The organism is Actinomadura nitritigenes, from assembly GCF_017573545.1.
Classification (GTDB): Bacteria; Actinomycetota; Actinomycetes; order Streptosporangiales; family Streptosporangiaceae; genus Spirillospora; species Spirillospora nitritigenes.
The window spans coordinates 175,936-189,934 of the sequence record NZ_JAGEOK010000006.1 but is presented as its reverse complement, the minus strand read 5'-3'; the positions used below and the strand labels follow the sequence as shown (position 1 = coordinate 189,934).

The window sequence follows — 13,999 nt, the reverse complement described above, 5'->3', positions numbered from 1 at the left end:
CGACGCGCCCGCGGGCCGCTGACCTACACCGGCCAGCGATCGGCTCCGCCGCCCACCGCCTTGATCTTGGGTTGGCGGCGAAGATGCTGCCATGGCAGGCCGGATACTCAAATGGCTCGGCGGTGTGGTCGCCCTGGCGAGCGTGTGCGCGCTGGCCGCGTACTTCGCCGCCGTCGGCCTCGACAAGGCGGACAAGACGGCCAGCGTGCTCGGCGCGTTCATCGCGCTGGCGAGCCTGGCGATGTCCGCGTACGGCGCATTCCTCGACAGGCCCCGTTCCGGCGGCGGGACGGGCGGCGGGCAGAGCGTCACCGATTCGACCGTCGGCGGCAGGCTCACCGTGGTCAGGAACGTACAGGGGAGCCTCCGGATCGGCGGAGGCAGCGCGCCGCCTCCCGGCCCCGCGCCCGCGCCCCCGCCCGGCCCGGCCTCACCACCGCCTCCGGGCGGCCAGTCGGTCAGCCGCTCGCAGATCTCCGGTGACGCCACTCTGGTCGACGGCGTCGGCGGGGACGCCCAGGTGGACACGTGACGGCCGGAACCACCCCGCCCGGGGACGGCGCCGCGTCCCCGGACCCGCCGGAGCCCGCCGACCAGAACGTCTCCGGCAACAAGGGGAAAGACTTCTACGTGGTCAGCGGCGTCGGCAGGGACGTGACGATCTATCCGCCGGCCGACCGCGGGCCGGGCGCGCCGGGCAGCAGATCATCGAGGCCCTCCCCGCTTCTCGTCGGCGGCGCCTTCTTCGCGGCGCTGATCGTGGTGGTCGCCGCGGCCCTCTACGTGCGCGACCACTGGAGGCCGGGCTCGGGCGGCGCCGACCCGGGCAGGACCGCGGGGGCCGGCGCGACCGGCGCTCCCGGCACCGCGGCGACCTCGCCGCAGGCGGTCACGAAGCCGCTGGTCAAGCCCGTCTCCGACATGAACCCGCTGAAGCTCGGGACGCAGGACCTGGTGGAGCTCTACGGCCGGAACCAGGACTGGCTCATCCCGCACCCCGCGAAGGTCGTCGGAAGGCCACCGGACACCGGCGAGAGACCTGCCATGGGCTTCTACCGGTTCGTCCAGCAGCGCAACGGGATCGCGGTCAACCATCTCTTCTTCAACACCACCATCCAGAACGTGACCAAGGGCGCCGTCTACCTGCGAAGCATGCGGGTGACCGACCTTCACTACGGACCGCCGCTCAAGGGAACGCGGCTCTGGTCCGGCGGCGGAGCGGACCCGCTGTCCCCCAAGGCCGTTCTCCTCGACCTGGACTCCCCCGGCCCGAGACCGCTGCTCTTCGCCAAGGTCAACGAACAGTGGATCGGCCCCGCGGACAGGCCGGCGCCCGACGCGAGGCAGGCGAGGAACTTCGGCTTCACGCTGCCGGCCTCCGGGACCGAGTCCTTCGACATCGTCGCCCTGGAGACCCGGCACCGCAGCTGCGAGTTCACGCTGACGATCGAGGCCGTCCTCAACGGGGAGAGCCAGCAGATCAAGATCGACGACCACGGGAGGCCGTTCCGCGTGACCGGCGACCCGGACAACGTCTACTGGATGTTCGACAGCCCGGACCCGGCGAGGACCTGGAGAAGGCCGGCCCAGGCCGACGACGGTTCGGACGCGCGGTTCGCGTCGGCGACCGACCCGCTCACCGAAACCGACTCCTGACGCTCCCGGGCGATCCCCGCGGCGGGCCAGGGGCTCGCGCGGGCCGGGGTCCGGCTCGCCGCCCGCCGGCCCGGGTCACTCCGGGCTGGTGACGCGGGCGAGGACCAGGCCGGCGACGATGAGGGCGAGCGCTGTCATGCGCCCGGCCGTCAGCGGGTCCCTGTGGACGACGACGCCCAGCGCGATCGCGCCGACCGCCCCGATGCCGGTGAAGATCGCGTACGCGGTGCCGACCGGCAGGGTCCGCATCGCCTGGGCCAGCAGCCAGACCGCGGCCACCATGAGGACCAGGCAGACCAGGGTCGGCAGCGGCCGGGTGAAGCTCTGCGTCGGCTTGATGCTCTGCGCCCAGGCGATCTCGACCAGCCCCGCCAGCCCGAGGACGAGCCAGTTCATCGGTACTCCCCGCCGAGGTCGCGGGCGGTGCGCAGCGCGGCGGCGTACAGCTCGTCGTGCTCCGCGCGCCGGTGGGCGAGGGCCGGGTCGACGCGGGAGTTGGCCAGGTCCGCGGCGACGAACACGGCGTCCTCGACGGCGAAGTGGCCTGTGAAGAAGTCGCGGAGGAAGCGCTCCTGGTGGTCGAAGCGGGCCTTGGGGGCGCCGGGCCCGTAGGCGCCGCCGCGCGCGGTGGCGACCACGAAGCGCCGTCCGGCGAGCGACATCCGCGGGAAGGTCACCTGGTCGAGCCACGCCTTCAGCGACGACGGGACCGAGTAGTTGTACATCGGCGTCGCGATCAGCACGACGTCCGCGGCCACCAGCTCGGACAGCAGCGGCTCGACGACCGCCCACGCCTCGGCCTGCTCCGGCGTGCGGACGGCCTCCTTGTAGCGGTCGATGTCGGTGATGCCGTGCGCGAGGACGTGGTCGCACAGCTCCGTCCACGCCTCGCCGATGTGCGGGACGGGGTCGGCCGCCAGGTCCCGGTGGACGTACGTCCCCTCGGGGTGGGCGGCCCGCCACGCCCCGGCGAAGGCGTCTCCGATCTCGCGGCTGATCGAACGGCGCCGGGCGCTGGCGTCCAGGTGCAGCAACGTGGCCATGAGCGACTCCCTCTCTAACTGGACATGGTGTCCGCTTGAAGTGGGCCCGACGGTAGCAACGATGTGGACACTTTGTCCACATCGCTACTAGAGTCGCCGTCATGGAGCCCCGTACCGACCTGCTCAGCGGACGTCCCGCGGGCCCGCCGCGCGAGCGCGCGGACGCGGCCCGCAACCGCGCCAAGGTGCTCGCCGCCGCCGCCGAGCTGTTCGTCTCCCGCGACCCGCGCGCCGTGACCATGGACGACGTCGCCAAGGCCGCGGGCGTCGGGCGGGGCACGCTCTACCGCCGCTACCCCGACACCGTCTCGATCGCGCGGGCGCTCCTCGACGAGCACGAGCGCGCGCTCCAGGAGCGCCTGCTGCGCGGCGATCCCCCGCTCGGCCCCGGCGCGCCCCCCGGCGACCGCCTGGCCGCCTTCTACGCCGCCATGGTCGAGCTACTGGAGGACCACATCGCGCTCGTCCTCGGAGCCGAGCAGGGCGCGGCGCGCTTCGCCGCCGGCGCCTACGGCTTCTGGCGCGCCCATGTCCGGATGCTGCTGACCGAGGCGGGAACCCCGGACCCGGCCGCCCTCACCGACGCCCTGCTCGCCCCACTGGCCCCCGACGTCTACGCCGAGCAACGCCGCCAGGGCCTGACCCCGCCCCAGATCACCGAGTCCCTGACCCACCTGGCCCACGCCGTCACCAGCACCACGCCCTCTCGCTGAGCTGCGGCGCGTCGCCGGTCCTGTCCGTGTGAAGGGTTGCGGCACGGGCGGCGGAGTAGGGGTGACCGATCGCCCCAGCGAAGGACGAGGTGACGATGAGCCACACCCCCGCCGCCGCGGACCCGCTCCGCGACGACGCCGTGGGGATCGAGGCATCGTGGCATGAGCCTGAGCAGTTCGCTGAGATCTTCCACCGCCACTTCCCCGACGTCCACCGGTACGTCGCGGGACGGCTCGGCCCCGACGCCGCCGACGACATCGCCGCGGAGACGTTCCTGACGGCCTACCGGCGGCGCGACAGGTACGACCCGGCGCGCGGCGCCCTGCGGCCGTGGCTGTTCGGCATCGCCACCAACCTGGTGGCGATGCACCGGCGCGGCGAGGCCCGCTACTTGCGGACGCTCGCCAGAACGCCCGCCGCCGGTCCCCAGACGGGGCATGAAGAGCAGGTCGTGGCCCAGGTCAGCGCCGGTCTCGTGCGAGGCAGCCTCGCCGAGGCGCTCCGCGGCCTGTCGCCGGGGGACCGCGACGTGCTGCTGCTGGTCGCCCTCGGCGACTGCACCTATCCCGAGGTCGCCGAGGCGCTCGGCCTCAAGCCCGGAACGGTGGCCTCCCGGCTGAACCGGGCCCGCCGCAAGCTCCGTGACGCCCTGGGCGGGGTGGACCCCACGCTCATCACCGAGGAGTCAGACCGATGAACGAGATCGACCTGGTGCGCGAAGCCCTCGGGCGGCCGCGTCCCACCGAGCAGGAGACCGCCGCGGCGTTCGCCCGTGTGCAGCGGGACATCGCTAGCGGGGCCGCCGCTCGGCGCTCGCGCGGCCTCACCGCCGTTTCGAGACGCCTGTGGGTCGGCGGCTTCGGCCTCACCGCCGTCGCCGCGGCGGCGGCCGTCGCGGTGCCCGTCCTGGGGGCGTCGCCGGAGACCGGCCCGCACCGCTCGACCGCACCGCCCCCGGCCGCTCGGACGGTGCTGCTCGTAGCGGCGCAGAGCGCCGAACGGCAGGACGACACGATGCGCAGGTACTGGCACGATACGAGCACCTCGCGCCTCTACTACCGGCTGCACGCGCCGACCGGCGACTACACCGTCGTCTGGGCGCGGCGCTTCGAAGGCTGGACGCCGAGCAACCCTACCGGGCGCGACTGCGGCCGCCGGCAGGATCTCGGCACCCGCCCGGCCGGGCCCGCCGACCAGGCGGTCTGGCGCCGCGCGGGCTCCCCCGCCGCCTTCTCGATCCCCATGGACCGCAAGGGGTTCGCGCCGATGACACGCAAGCTGGCGGCGGGCCCGCCCACCACCGCCTGCCGGGCCCTCCCGCCCGACGGGGCGATCTTCTCGCTCGGCGGCAACGTCACCATGAAGGACCTGCGCACGCTGCCCGCCGACCCGAACCGCCTCAAGCGGATGCTCGTCGAGCGGTTCGGCAGGTCCGGCACCGACACCGAGCCGCTGACCAGGAACAAGACCGGCGACTCCTGGATGTTCTCGGTCGCCCGCGACATCATCCTCACCATGCCGGTGACCCCCCGGGTCCGCGCGGCGGCCTTCCGGATGATCGCCGACCTGCCGACCGTCCGGACGATCGGCTCGGTGCGGGACGCGGAGGGGCGCCAGGGCACGGCGGTCGCGATCGACGAGCACACCTCCGACGGGGACCTGGAGCACCGCCTGATCATCGACCAGGCGTCCGGGACCGCCCTGGCCTACGAGCAGCTCGTCCTCAAGCCGGCGGGCAGGAACGCGGGACGCGCACCGGGCTCGCTGATCAACTCGGTGGCGAACCTGACGTCCGGCTGGACCGACACCGCCCCGCGCTGACCGGGGTCCCAGGCGCCGACCGTCGGCCGGAGCGGATTCACGGAGACAGGCGGGCCCAGATCCACTTGCCGCCGTTCGGATCCTGGGTCGCGCCGCAGCGGGTCGAGAGGGCCTGCACGATGTGCAGGCCCCAGCCGCCGTTGTCGTCGAACGCCTCCGCGGAGAGGTCGAGGTCGTCGAGGGTGAGCCTCCGGAGCGGCTTCGGACGCGGGACGCCGACGCCGGAGTCCCAGACGGCGATGATGATCCCCTGCGCGTCCCGGCTGAGCTGGAAGCGGATCTCCTTGTGCGGCGTCTCGCGGGCCGCATTCGTGACGAGTTCCGAGACGACCAGCAACGCGTCATCAAGAATGTGGGAATATCCCCATTTGCACATCCACGCGTCCGCAAGCGTACGCGCCAGCCCCACCGTCGCCGGCGTCGCCAGCATGGGAATGACCAGATCCCCCGCCGTCGTCATCACCATCGTCCCGCCCTCACCCGAGTTTTCGATTCTTGTGGCAAGGGTCATGGCCTTGACTTAGAGTTTCACTGTAGTCACGCATAGTGAAAACAGGAGAAGCGATGCCCATCGTCCGCGACCCCCTCGACCCCAGGATCTCGATGTGGCACTTCCTGGCCTTCTCCATGCGGTTCTTCCGCGAGAAGATGGGGCTCTCCCTGACCCAGTGCGGCGAGATCATGGGCCTCGCTCGCTCGTCTGTTTCCAACCTGGAGTCAGGCAGGCGACGGCCCCAGGACGACCAAATGCGCAAGCTGGACATGGCCTACGGAACCGGCGTCCTGTTCCAGGTCCTGCTCTGGTTCGCGCGAATGGCTCACGACCCGGACTGGGGACGCCAGATCGACCGCTACGAGCAGGAGGCCGTCTCCATCAAGACCTACCACGGACAGGTCGTCCCACTCGCCCTCCAAACCGACGACTACACCTGGGCGTGCGTCAAGGCGAGCAAGTTCAAGGATCTCGAAGCGGTCATGGCATTCCGGACATCCAAGAAGCAGGCCTACTGGGAGAAGGGTGACTCGCTACTCACCTGGACGATCATCGACGAAGCGGTACTCGCACGCCCGTTCGGAGGCACAGAGGTCATGGGGAAGCAGTTGGAGCACCTGCTGCAACTGGCCGAGCGGCCATACGTGAGCGTCAGGGTCGTCCCGTTCTCGTCAGGCGAGCACATGGGGGTCGACGGCTCGATGCAGATCATCGGCTTGGAGGACCGGGACGTCGCATACTCCGGCGCGTTGAACGGCGGGCGCTTGATCGAATCGCCTGGCGAGGTGCGCGAGCTTTCGATTACGTTCGATCGTATCGGCGTCAAGGCTGCCTCAGAGGAAGCCTCCCGCGAGATCATCCGGCAGTACTTGGAGAGGTACACATGATCGTCCAGTGGCGCAAGAGTTCGTACACCGGTGGCGTGAACGACAACCAGTGCGTTGAGCTGGGACGCCTCTCGTCCGGCATAGGGGTTCGGGACTCGAAGAACCCCGACGGCGGACACCTCACTCTCACGTCCGCACAGTTCACAGATGTCATCAACCAGATCAAGCAGCACACGGAGCGCTGAGACCGTGCAGTGGCGCAAGAGTTCTTTCAGCGGCGGAGCCGATGACGAGCACTGCGTTGAGCTGGGACGGCTGGCGCCTGGGGTCGGTCTCGGGGTGCGGGACTCGAAGGACCCGGACGCTGGGCACCTCACCCTCACGGCCGCGCAGTTCGCCGCCCTCCTGACGCGGATCAAGCGCACCACGTCCCTCTGACCGGCCCCCACGACGCAGCTCCCCGGACGGCCTGGCGGCCCGGCCGCTGGGCCTTCCGCATCACGGAGCCACCGACCGCACGCGCCCGCGCGGGCTCCGGCAGTAACGCAAGGCAGCGTCATCAACCACAGCGAGCGTGTGAACTCGCCTAACCGGGGACCGTATCGTCGGGGAATGCTTGATCTCGACGGGGTCGTCAGGGGCCTGATGCGAGATGTCGGGACCGCACTTCGCCCGATGGGCTGGCGCGGTTCTGGCGGTCTCTGGCGGCTCGTCACCGCCGAGGGCGTCGCCGTGGTCCAGAAACAGGGGTCGCAGGGCTCGAGTTGGGACGCCAGGCTGTTCTACCTCAATACGTCCGTGGTGCCGAGGGCGTGGTGGGAGTGGAATCACGGGGCTGACCGCCCGATCGAAAAGGCGAGGGACGTTCACGGGATCCGGCTCCTCGAAGGGAGGGCCAGGAGTGCGGACGATGCCCACCGGTGGCGGGTGACGGACGGTACGGACGTTGACCGGCTGCGTACCGATCTCCTCGCCGCCGTGACGCACGCGGCGGGCCGTGCTGCGGAGTTGCTGGAGCCGGGCCGCTATGTCGACGAGTTGTCGGCGTTGCCTGACAAGCAGGTGGGGGATTGGCATGCCCTGGTGGTGTTGCTCGCCGACCGTGGCACGACGCCGGAATTGCGTGCCGCGTGTGTCGGGCTGCGTCGCGCCTGCGCAGGCCGGCCTCGCGCCGCCGGATTCATCGATGACCTCATCGAGCGGGCGTTGAACCGCCCGTCACCCTGACGGGCGGCCCCGTCACCGGGACCGCTGACGACGTGTCGACCTTCACCGGCGCGCTGGTCCCCGTCGGCCTTCACCTTCAGGGGCGACCGGTAGGATGCCGCCGCTTTCGTCACTTCCGCGCTACTCCCGGCCGGGACGGCGAACGATGCATTGGGAGGCCGGTCATTCAGATCTCCAACCTGGCACGCCGCCGCTGGATTCTCGCGGTGCTCGTCCCGGTCATCGTCGGGGCGGCCGTCGTCGCCGGTTTCGCCCTCCGCGGCTCCTCCAGTGGCGCATCGGTCGAATTCGTCCTGGGGGCCGGTACCGGCGACAGCGGCAGCGGACCGCAGCGAAAAGTGCCCGGGGAACTGCAGAGCATGACCACGGACGAGCACGGGAACGTCGCCCTGTTCACGTTGGATTCCCAAGGCTACGAACTGTGGACGGCCGATCCCGGCGGAGCCGTCGAGCGGGTGCGCGTCCCCGCTCTGGACCGATTCGGCACCGGGGCGTCGGACCAGGCGGTTCAGGCGGCCGCCGCACCCGACGGCAGTCTCTATCTGGCGCTCGACGCGGCGGGTCTGTGGAAGGTCACCAGGGACGGGCGGGCGACCAGGATCGTGGCGACGGCGCGCGAGCACCCCCTCACGGATCGGACGCCGGCGGAGCGGCTCCCCCCTCTGTCGGTGAACGGGGTGGCGGTCGCCGACGACGGGACCGTGTTCTTCAGCGATCGGCAGAACCAGCGCAATTCGCTTCTCGTCCACCGCCTGATCTCGGGCCGGGCGACCGTGATCGCGGGCACTCCCCTCCGTGCCGCGCAAGAACCCCCCAAAAAGGATCCGAATCTCCTGGATCCCAAGACCGGCGCCCCCGCCGAAGAGACCTACATCCCCGAGGACGGCAACGCGCCGCTGGCGTGGAACGGCGGAGACCTGTACGTGCACACCGGTCGCGGGATCCTGAGAATCGCCACCGCGACGGAACGGGTCTATCCCGTCGTCGGGTCCCGCGACACGGGCGCCCTCAAGCGTCCGGAAGCACCGTTCAAGCCGTTCGGCAAGGCGATCAACGGATATGTCGACGCCCCGCGCGCCGGAGACGCGGAACACGCATCGAGCATCGCCGTGGAACGGGCCACCGGCGACCTCTACTACGGCGCCGGCGATCCCCTGCCCGGCAGCGGCACGACCGGGATCTCCGCGAAGTTCCGGTGGAGCGGCGACCTCACGAAGTCCCAGCTCGACTTCCGCGGCTCGCTGCGCAACGCTCAGCAGACCGTCTACCAGGTCGGGCGGAACGGCGACCTGTCCGCCGTCACCGCCGGAGCCGAAGCGCTCTCGACCGGGAACGGATACCTGTACCTCGCCGTCGACACCTGCCCGTCCACCGAGGCCAAGTGCGGCATCGCGAACGACCGGTCAGCGGTCATACGGCTACGCCTCCCTACGGGCAAGTGACGACCCCCACCGCCCGCGCCGCAATGGCCCCGCGCGGTCAGGTGCGGGGTGGGCGCGGGCCCCAGAACGGCCACGCCCATTCCGTGGGGTCGCCTAGGGAGGCGTCCGTCATGTCCAGGCCGACACCGGTCAGCTCGGCGACGAGGAGCTCGGTCAGCGGCCCGAACTCCACGATCTCGCTGTAGCCCAGGTTCACCACGGGCCAGCGGTCCGGGTCCGGGCCGGCTGTGTCCCAGCACAGGACGTCGCGGCCCTCGGTACTGCCGCAGTAGAGCAGGCCGCCGGGCTCCGGATACGCCGTGTAGCGGCGCTCGGGGCTCGCGGGATTGCGGTCGTTCTCCGCCCACTTCCGGTAGATGTGGCCGTACTCCGCGAGGTGCGACGCGAGGCCGTCCGGGGCCTGGACGAAAATGCCGTTCACGGCGAACCGCCCGTCGGCGCCGTACGCCTCGTAAAGGCGCTTGTAGTCGGCGGGCAGCCCCGGGACGCCCAATTCGGCCTCGATGGCCTCCCAGTCATAGGCGGCGGCCGGACGGCCCGGCCCGATGATGGTCCGCAGCTGGGCCAGCGGATCCCGGGCGCCGTCCCGGACGGGCTCGGCCGGGGCCGCGACCGGATGCCCGGCGCGGGTCAGGGTGCGCTCGCGCGGGACGGGCGGCAGCGCCAGCACCGGCAGGTCGAGCCGGCCGTCCAGCCATTCGTCGAGGAACTCGGTGGTGGTGAGGTTGAGCTGCTGCTGCCCGTGGCCGTCCAGCGCCACCAGCCACCGGGCGGGATCGTCGCCGAACGGCAGCCACCAGCACGTCTCCCCGCCGGTGAACACTCCCCAGAGCCTCGCCTCCGGGTGCGGCGGCTCATGCTCGCGCTGCTCGGCCTCCATGCCGAAACCGCCGTCGCCGCCCGGGACGAGGAGCCGGAGCACGCCCGCGAGGGTGCCCGGTCCGGTCCGGGAGATCAGCGCGACGTAGTCGTCCGGGTAGGGACCGCTCGGAATGTGCGGCGCCCGGCCGGGGCCGCCGCCGTCCGGGACGCTCCGGAAGGTCGCCGCCAGCCTCTCGCCCGCCCGCCGGAGACCGTCCGCGGCGGAAACATGATCGTCCACCCGCCGGACCCTACCGCCATCACGTGGCCGCCGGCGCGGCGGGCCTTTTCTCGCGGCGTTCCCTCGCCTCCGTGGAAACACCGGTTTCCGCATCCGCAATTCCACCGGCCGGAAAGGGCTGGCCGGATACGGACTAGATCCTTTACCTCGACCTCGGTCGGCCATTCATGGCCCGTGATAGATGTTCATTCGGCGGGACAACGGGGGCGAGCGCAAGGTGCTCGCGGCGCGCGAAATGGCGCGCGAAAAGATCAAGGAGCCGGGAATGCCATTGTTCGGCAGACGCAAGGCCGCGCGGACCGGCACCGCCGCGCCGCCGGAACCGGGCCCGCAGTGCCTCCGCCTGGACTCCGGGCGCCGCTTCCGCAGCGGGCTCGCGCTCGACGACGCCCTGCGCTCCCTCACCGCGACGGTGGAGTCCTACGGCGAGCGGCCCTACGAGCACACGCCGCTGGTCTTCCAGCCCGGGTTCGTCTGGCTGGGGCCGGACGAACCCCCGGCCCGCGTCGTGGGCTTCCACGACACCGAGGACGACTTCGTGTTCGGCGCGTTCTGGAAGACGCCGGCGGGCACCGAGTCGGGACTGTTCCCGCTCGGCGCCGGCCCCGACCGGCTCAACCGGATGCCGCTCGCCGGGATGTGGAAACGGCGGGACCCGTCCCTGGCGTCCATAGGAACGCTTCCGCCCGGCCTCGTCGGCCTGACGGCCCCGCGCCTCTCCCCCACCTACCTCGAGGACATCGTCCGCACGGCCGGATTCCAGCCTTCCGAGGAGAACCTCGCCGTCCTCCACGAGCATGTGCGGTCGTTGTTCCTCATCAGGGCGTCGCAATTCATCGGCATGCAGCAGCGGGCCGCCGCCGAGCGATTCGTCAGCACGCACGAGGACGCGCCCGCCCAGCAGATCCTCGACGGCCTCGCCTCGGCGCTGCCCGTGGTGACGCCGTTCATCCAGGCCCTTCCCGAACGGGTGCACGGCCTCCTTCTCGATTCCGTGGACGAGACGCGGAACCCCTGGCGCCGGATGCACCGCTGAAGCGCCCCTCGCCGGTTCGTTCCCCCGGCGGGTGCGGTGAGGGGGTGGGCGGGCCGTTACCGTGTTCCGCATGGTCGGAACGGGATTTGTGACAGACGGAGCGGTCGGCGACGGCATCGCCACGGTCGCGGACGACGGCACGGTGCTCGACACGTGGTTCCCCGAGCCGCGGCTCGCCGGGGAGGCCGGCAAGGGGACGCGGCGGCTGGACGCAGGCGAGGCGCGCGCGGCCTTCGGTGAGGACGTCCGGGTCGGGCGGGACGAGGCGCGGCGGGTCGAGACCGTCGCGGTGCGGACGGAGATCGGCGGCCTCGCCGACCCGCCGGTGGACGCGCACGACGTGTACCTGCGGCTGCACCTGCTGTCGGCGCGGCTCGTCCGGCCCCACCGGGTCAACCTGGAGGGGATCTTCGGCCTGCTCGCGACGGTGGTGTGGACGAGCGCCGGGCCGTGCGCGGTGGACGGCTTCGAGCGGGTCCGGACGGCGCTGCGGGCGCGGGGCCCGGTCACGGTGGACGGGGTCGACAAGTTCCCGCGGATGACCGACTACGTCGTGCCGTCCGGGGTGCGGATCGCCGACGCGTCGCGGGTCCGGCTCGGCGCGCACCTGGCGGCCGGCACCACGGTGATGCACGAGGGGTTCGTGAACTTCAACGCCGGGACGCTCGGCACGTCCATGATCGAGGGCCGGGTGTCCGCGGGCGTGGTGGTCGGCGCGGACTCCGACGTGGGCGGCGGGGCGTCGATCATGGGGACGCTGTCGGGCGGCGGCACGCAGGTCATCTCGGTCGGCGAGCGCTGCCTGCTGGGCGCCAACTCCGGCATCGGGATCTCGCTGGGCGACGACTGCGTCGTGGAGGCGGGCCTGTACGTGACGGCGGGCACCAAGGTGGCCCTGCCGGACGGCACCGCGGTCAAGGCCGCGGAGCTGTCCGGGCGCTCGGGGCTGCTGCTGCGCCGCAACTCCGCCACGGGCGCCGTGGAGGCGCTGCCCCGGAACGGCGCGAAGATCGCGCTGAACACCGACCTCCACACCAACAACTGAGGATCGCGTGCGGGCTCCCCCCTCTGGAGCCCGCACGCGACTCGCGGCCTGCGGTTCAGGCGCGGCGGACGGCGCTCGGCATGGGGGCGGCGGGGACGTCCTGCATTTGCGGCACGGAGATCCGGCGCAGGTACCGGTTGAGCGCGGGGTGGACGGCGCCGCCGGGCGGGGCGACGAGGTGCAGGGTGCCCCTGGCGGCGGAGACGGTGAACCGCGTCTTGGTCAGCAGGGCGGTGCCGAGCTGGTCGATCGCGTCGATCCCGGTGAGGTCGAGCACCAGGTTCAGGGGGCGCCCGGCCAGCACGGTCGTGGTGAGGATCTTCGCCTCGGCGGTCACCACGGTCTCGGCGACGAGCTGGCCCGTCATCGCCAGGACGGCCGCGCCGTCGCGGGTGCCGGTCTCGAAGGCGAGGGCGGGGCGGCCCCGGGGCCCGGGTGCCCCGCATGCGGGCGCACCGGCGCGGTGATCCGGTGTGACCTGCGAGGTGGCGGACTGCACGAGCATGGCGAAGCACCCTCCTCACGAGACGACGGCGTCAATGACTGATCCTGCTTGCCGCAAAGATGTTACAGGAAAAATTATTCGGTAAAAGCCTGTCGTATCATCGAGGTGGCCGACACCTCCCGCTCCGGCGGGGCGGGGCACCGCTGGAGCTCCGCCCGCGCTCGTCACCGCCGGGGGGAAGCACCGGACAGCGAGGTCTCCGATGGAGAGCACCAAGGCACGGCAGGACCGGAAGCCGTGGACGTTCCTGACCAACCACGCCCGGGTCCTGATCTGCATCGCCCGGGACCCCGAGCTGCGCGTCCGGGACGTGGCGCAGCAGATCGGGATCACCGAGCGGGCGGCGCAGCTGATCATCACGGACCTGGAGGAGGCGGGGTACCTGGTCCGGACCCGGGTCGGCCGCCGCAACACCTACACGATCAACGGCGACCGGCCCTTCCGTCACCCGGCCGAGGCCGACCACGACGTCCAGGACCTCATCGAGGTGTTCCTCGGCGAGGGCTCCTTCGCCTGACCGCCCCGGCGAGCGGGGCCATCCGCTCGCTGTTCCAGCGCTCGGGCGCCTCCAGGCTGGAGACGTGGAAGCCGCGGAACACCAGGTGCAGGACGTCGGCGGCGAACGCGGCGTCGGCGGCGCCCGCGTCCCGCGCGGCGTCGACGAGCCCGTCGAGGTTGCGGCGCGCGTCGTCCCGGATGAGCTGGAGCGCCTCCGACCTCCGGCCGCTGCGGCCGAGGATCTCCAGGAACAGCCGGCGGAGCACCTCGTCGTTGCCGGTGGTCGAGCACGCCCAGCGGGCCAGGACCGCCAGCCGCCCGGGGGCGGGGGTGCCTTCGAGGGCCTGGTCCAGGTCGGCGTCCCAGTCCCGCATGGCGTGCTCTATCGCGTTGCGCAGCAGCGCCTCCCGAGTGGGCAGGTAGTTGGTGACGAGGGTCGTCGAGCCGCCGATCCGCTTGGCGACGGCCCGGATGGACACGCCGTCGAGACCGTCCGCCGCCACGATGTCCAGGGTGGCGTCGGCGATGGTCGCGAGGCGCTGGTCGCTGCTGCTGTTCGAGGACCTGCGCCCCGGCCTGCCCGGCATGCT

General features: G+C 71.7%; 19 protein-coding genes. 13 read left to right on the top strand and 6 right to left on the bottom strand.

Features of this window, described 5'->3' with window-relative positions:
• Window positions 1-91 precede the first annotated feature (91 nt).
• Window positions 92-532: a hypothetical protein gene (locus tag J4557_RS10790; RefSeq protein WP_208266344.1), complete on the top strand. Its 441-nt coding sequence runs from the start codon at window positions 92-94 to the stop codon at window positions 530-532.
• Window positions 529-1,656 carry a hypothetical protein gene (locus tag J4557_RS10785; RefSeq protein WP_208266343.1) on the top strand — a complete coding sequence of 376 codons (1,128 nt, stop codon included), beginning with the start codon at window positions 529-531 and terminating at the stop codon, window positions 1,654-1,656. The genes J4557_RS10790 and J4557_RS10785 overlap by 4 nt, the downstream gene beginning before the upstream one ends.
• A gap of 75 nt (window positions 1,657-1,731) precedes the next feature.
• On the opposite strand, the gene J4557_RS10780 is transcribed toward J4557_RS10785, so the two are convergent.
• Both J4557_RS10780 and J4557_RS10775 read right to left on the bottom strand, forming a co-directional pair.
• Window positions 1,732-2,052, bottom strand: coding sequence for a DMT family transporter (locus tag J4557_RS10780; protein ID WP_208266342.1), 321 nt, complete (start codon window positions 2,050-2,052; stop codon window positions 1,732-1,734).
• Window positions 2,049-2,699 (bottom strand): FMN-dependent NADH-azoreductase, encoded by a 651-nt coding sequence (locus tag J4557_RS10775; protein WP_208266341.1) that lies wholly within the window; start codon window positions 2,697-2,699, stop codon window positions 2,049-2,051. The genes J4557_RS10780 and J4557_RS10775 overlap by 4 nt, the downstream gene beginning before the upstream one ends.
• Window positions 2,700-2,800: 101 nt before the next feature.
• Between J4557_RS10775 and J4557_RS10770 the strand changes: the two genes are divergently transcribed.
• From J4557_RS10770 to J4557_RS10760, 3 genes are all read left to right on the top strand, one after another.
• Window positions 2,801-3,412 carry a TetR/AcrR family transcriptional regulator gene (locus J4557_RS10770; RefSeq protein WP_208266340.1) on the top strand — a complete coding sequence of 204 codons (612 nt, stop codon included), beginning with the start codon at window positions 2,801-2,803 and terminating at the stop codon, window positions 3,410-3,412.
• A gap of 95 nt (window positions 3,413-3,507) precedes the next feature.
• Entirely contained in the window at window positions 3,508-4,110 is a 603-nt protein-coding gene (locus tag J4557_RS10765) for an RNA polymerase sigma factor (protein ID WP_208266339.1), read from the top strand.
• Window positions 4,107-5,234, top strand: coding sequence for a CU044_5270 family protein (locus J4557_RS10760; protein ID WP_208266338.1), 1,128 nt, complete (start codon window positions 4,107-4,109; stop codon window positions 5,232-5,234). Before J4557_RS10765 ends, J4557_RS10760 begins: the two co-directional genes overlap by 4 nt.
• Before the next feature lie 37 nt (window positions 5,235-5,271).
• Here J4557_RS10760 and J4557_RS10755 read toward each other — a convergent pair whose 3' ends face one another.
• Window positions 5,272-5,700, bottom strand: a complete 429-nt coding sequence (locus tag J4557_RS10755) for an ATP-binding protein (protein WP_208266337.1) — start codon at window positions 5,698-5,700, stop codon at window positions 5,272-5,274.
• A gap of 98 nt (window positions 5,701-5,798) precedes the next feature.
• Between J4557_RS10755 and J4557_RS10750 the strand changes: the two genes are divergently transcribed.
• The 5 genes from J4557_RS10750 (at window position 5,799) to J4557_RS10730 (ending at window position 9,223) form a co-directional block, all read left to right on the top strand.
• Entirely contained in the window at window positions 5,799-6,614 is an 816-nt protein-coding gene (locus tag J4557_RS10750) for a helix-turn-helix domain-containing protein (protein WP_208266336.1), read from the top strand.
• A complete protein-coding gene (locus tag J4557_RS10745; protein WP_208266335.1) occupies window positions 6,611-6,799 on the top strand; it encodes a DUF397 domain-containing protein in 189 nt (62 codons plus the stop codon). Before J4557_RS10750 ends, J4557_RS10745 begins: the two co-directional genes overlap by 4 nt.
• On the top strand, window positions 6,762-6,992 hold the full coding sequence (locus tag J4557_RS10740; RefSeq protein WP_208266334.1) for a DUF397 domain-containing protein: 231 nt from the start codon (window positions 6,762-6,764) through the stop codon (window positions 6,990-6,992). Before J4557_RS10745 ends, J4557_RS10740 begins: the two co-directional genes overlap by 38 nt.
• Window positions 6,993-7,166: 174 nt before the next feature.
• A complete protein-coding gene (locus tag J4557_RS10735; protein WP_208266333.1) occupies window positions 7,167-7,781 on the top strand; it encodes a DUF4304 domain-containing protein in 615 nt (204 codons plus the stop codon).
• Window positions 7,782-7,813: 32 nt separating this feature from the next.
• On the top strand, window positions 7,814-9,223 hold the full coding sequence (locus J4557_RS10730; RefSeq protein ID WP_208266332.1) for an SMP-30/gluconolactonase/LRE family protein: 1,410 nt from the start codon (window positions 7,814-7,816) through the stop codon (window positions 9,221-9,223).
• 37 nt (window positions 9,224-9,260) lie between these two features.
• Here the strand turns inward: J4557_RS10730 and J4557_RS10725 are convergent, their stop codons facing one another.
• Entirely contained in the window at window positions 9,261-10,325 is a 1,065-nt protein-coding gene (locus tag J4557_RS10725; protein WP_208266331.1) for an SMI1/KNR4 family protein, read from the bottom strand.
• A 265-nt stretch (window positions 10,326-10,590) separates the two neighbouring features.
• Between J4557_RS10725 and J4557_RS10720 the strand changes: the two genes are divergently transcribed.
• Entirely contained in the window at window positions 10,591-11,361 is a 771-nt protein-coding gene (locus tag J4557_RS10720) for a hypothetical protein (protein WP_208266330.1), read from the top strand.
• Between the two features lie 88 nt (window positions 11,362-11,449).
• On the top strand, window positions 11,450-12,406 hold the full coding sequence (dapD, locus tag J4557_RS10715; protein WP_307799627.1) for a 2,3,4,5-tetrahydropyridine-2,6-dicarboxylate N-succinyltransferase: 957 nt from the start codon (window positions 11,450-11,452) through the stop codon (window positions 12,404-12,406).
• A gap of 55 nt (window positions 12,407-12,461) precedes the next feature.
• Here the strand turns inward: dapD and J4557_RS10710 are convergent, their stop codons facing one another.
• Window positions 12,462-12,911 carry an STAS domain-containing protein gene (locus tag J4557_RS10710; protein WP_208266328.1) on the bottom strand — a complete coding sequence of 150 codons (450 nt, stop codon included), beginning with the start codon at window positions 12,909-12,911 and terminating at the stop codon, window positions 12,462-12,464.
• A 202-nt stretch (window positions 12,912-13,113) separates the two neighbouring features.
• Between J4557_RS10710 and J4557_RS10705 the strand changes: the two genes are divergently transcribed.
• The gene (locus J4557_RS10705; protein ID WP_208266327.1) at window positions 13,114-13,428 is read left to right on the top strand and encodes a helix-turn-helix transcriptional regulator; all 315 of its coding nucleotides are present in this window, start codon (window positions 13,114-13,116) and stop codon (window positions 13,426-13,428) included.
• Here the strand turns inward: J4557_RS10705 and J4557_RS10700 are convergent.
• A complete protein-coding gene (locus J4557_RS10700) occupies window positions 13,391-13,996 on the bottom strand; it encodes a TetR/AcrR family transcriptional regulator (protein ID WP_208266326.1) in 606 nt (201 codons plus the stop codon). The genes J4557_RS10705 and J4557_RS10700 overlap by 38 nt on opposite strands.
• Window positions 13,997-13,999: the final 3 nt, after the last annotated feature.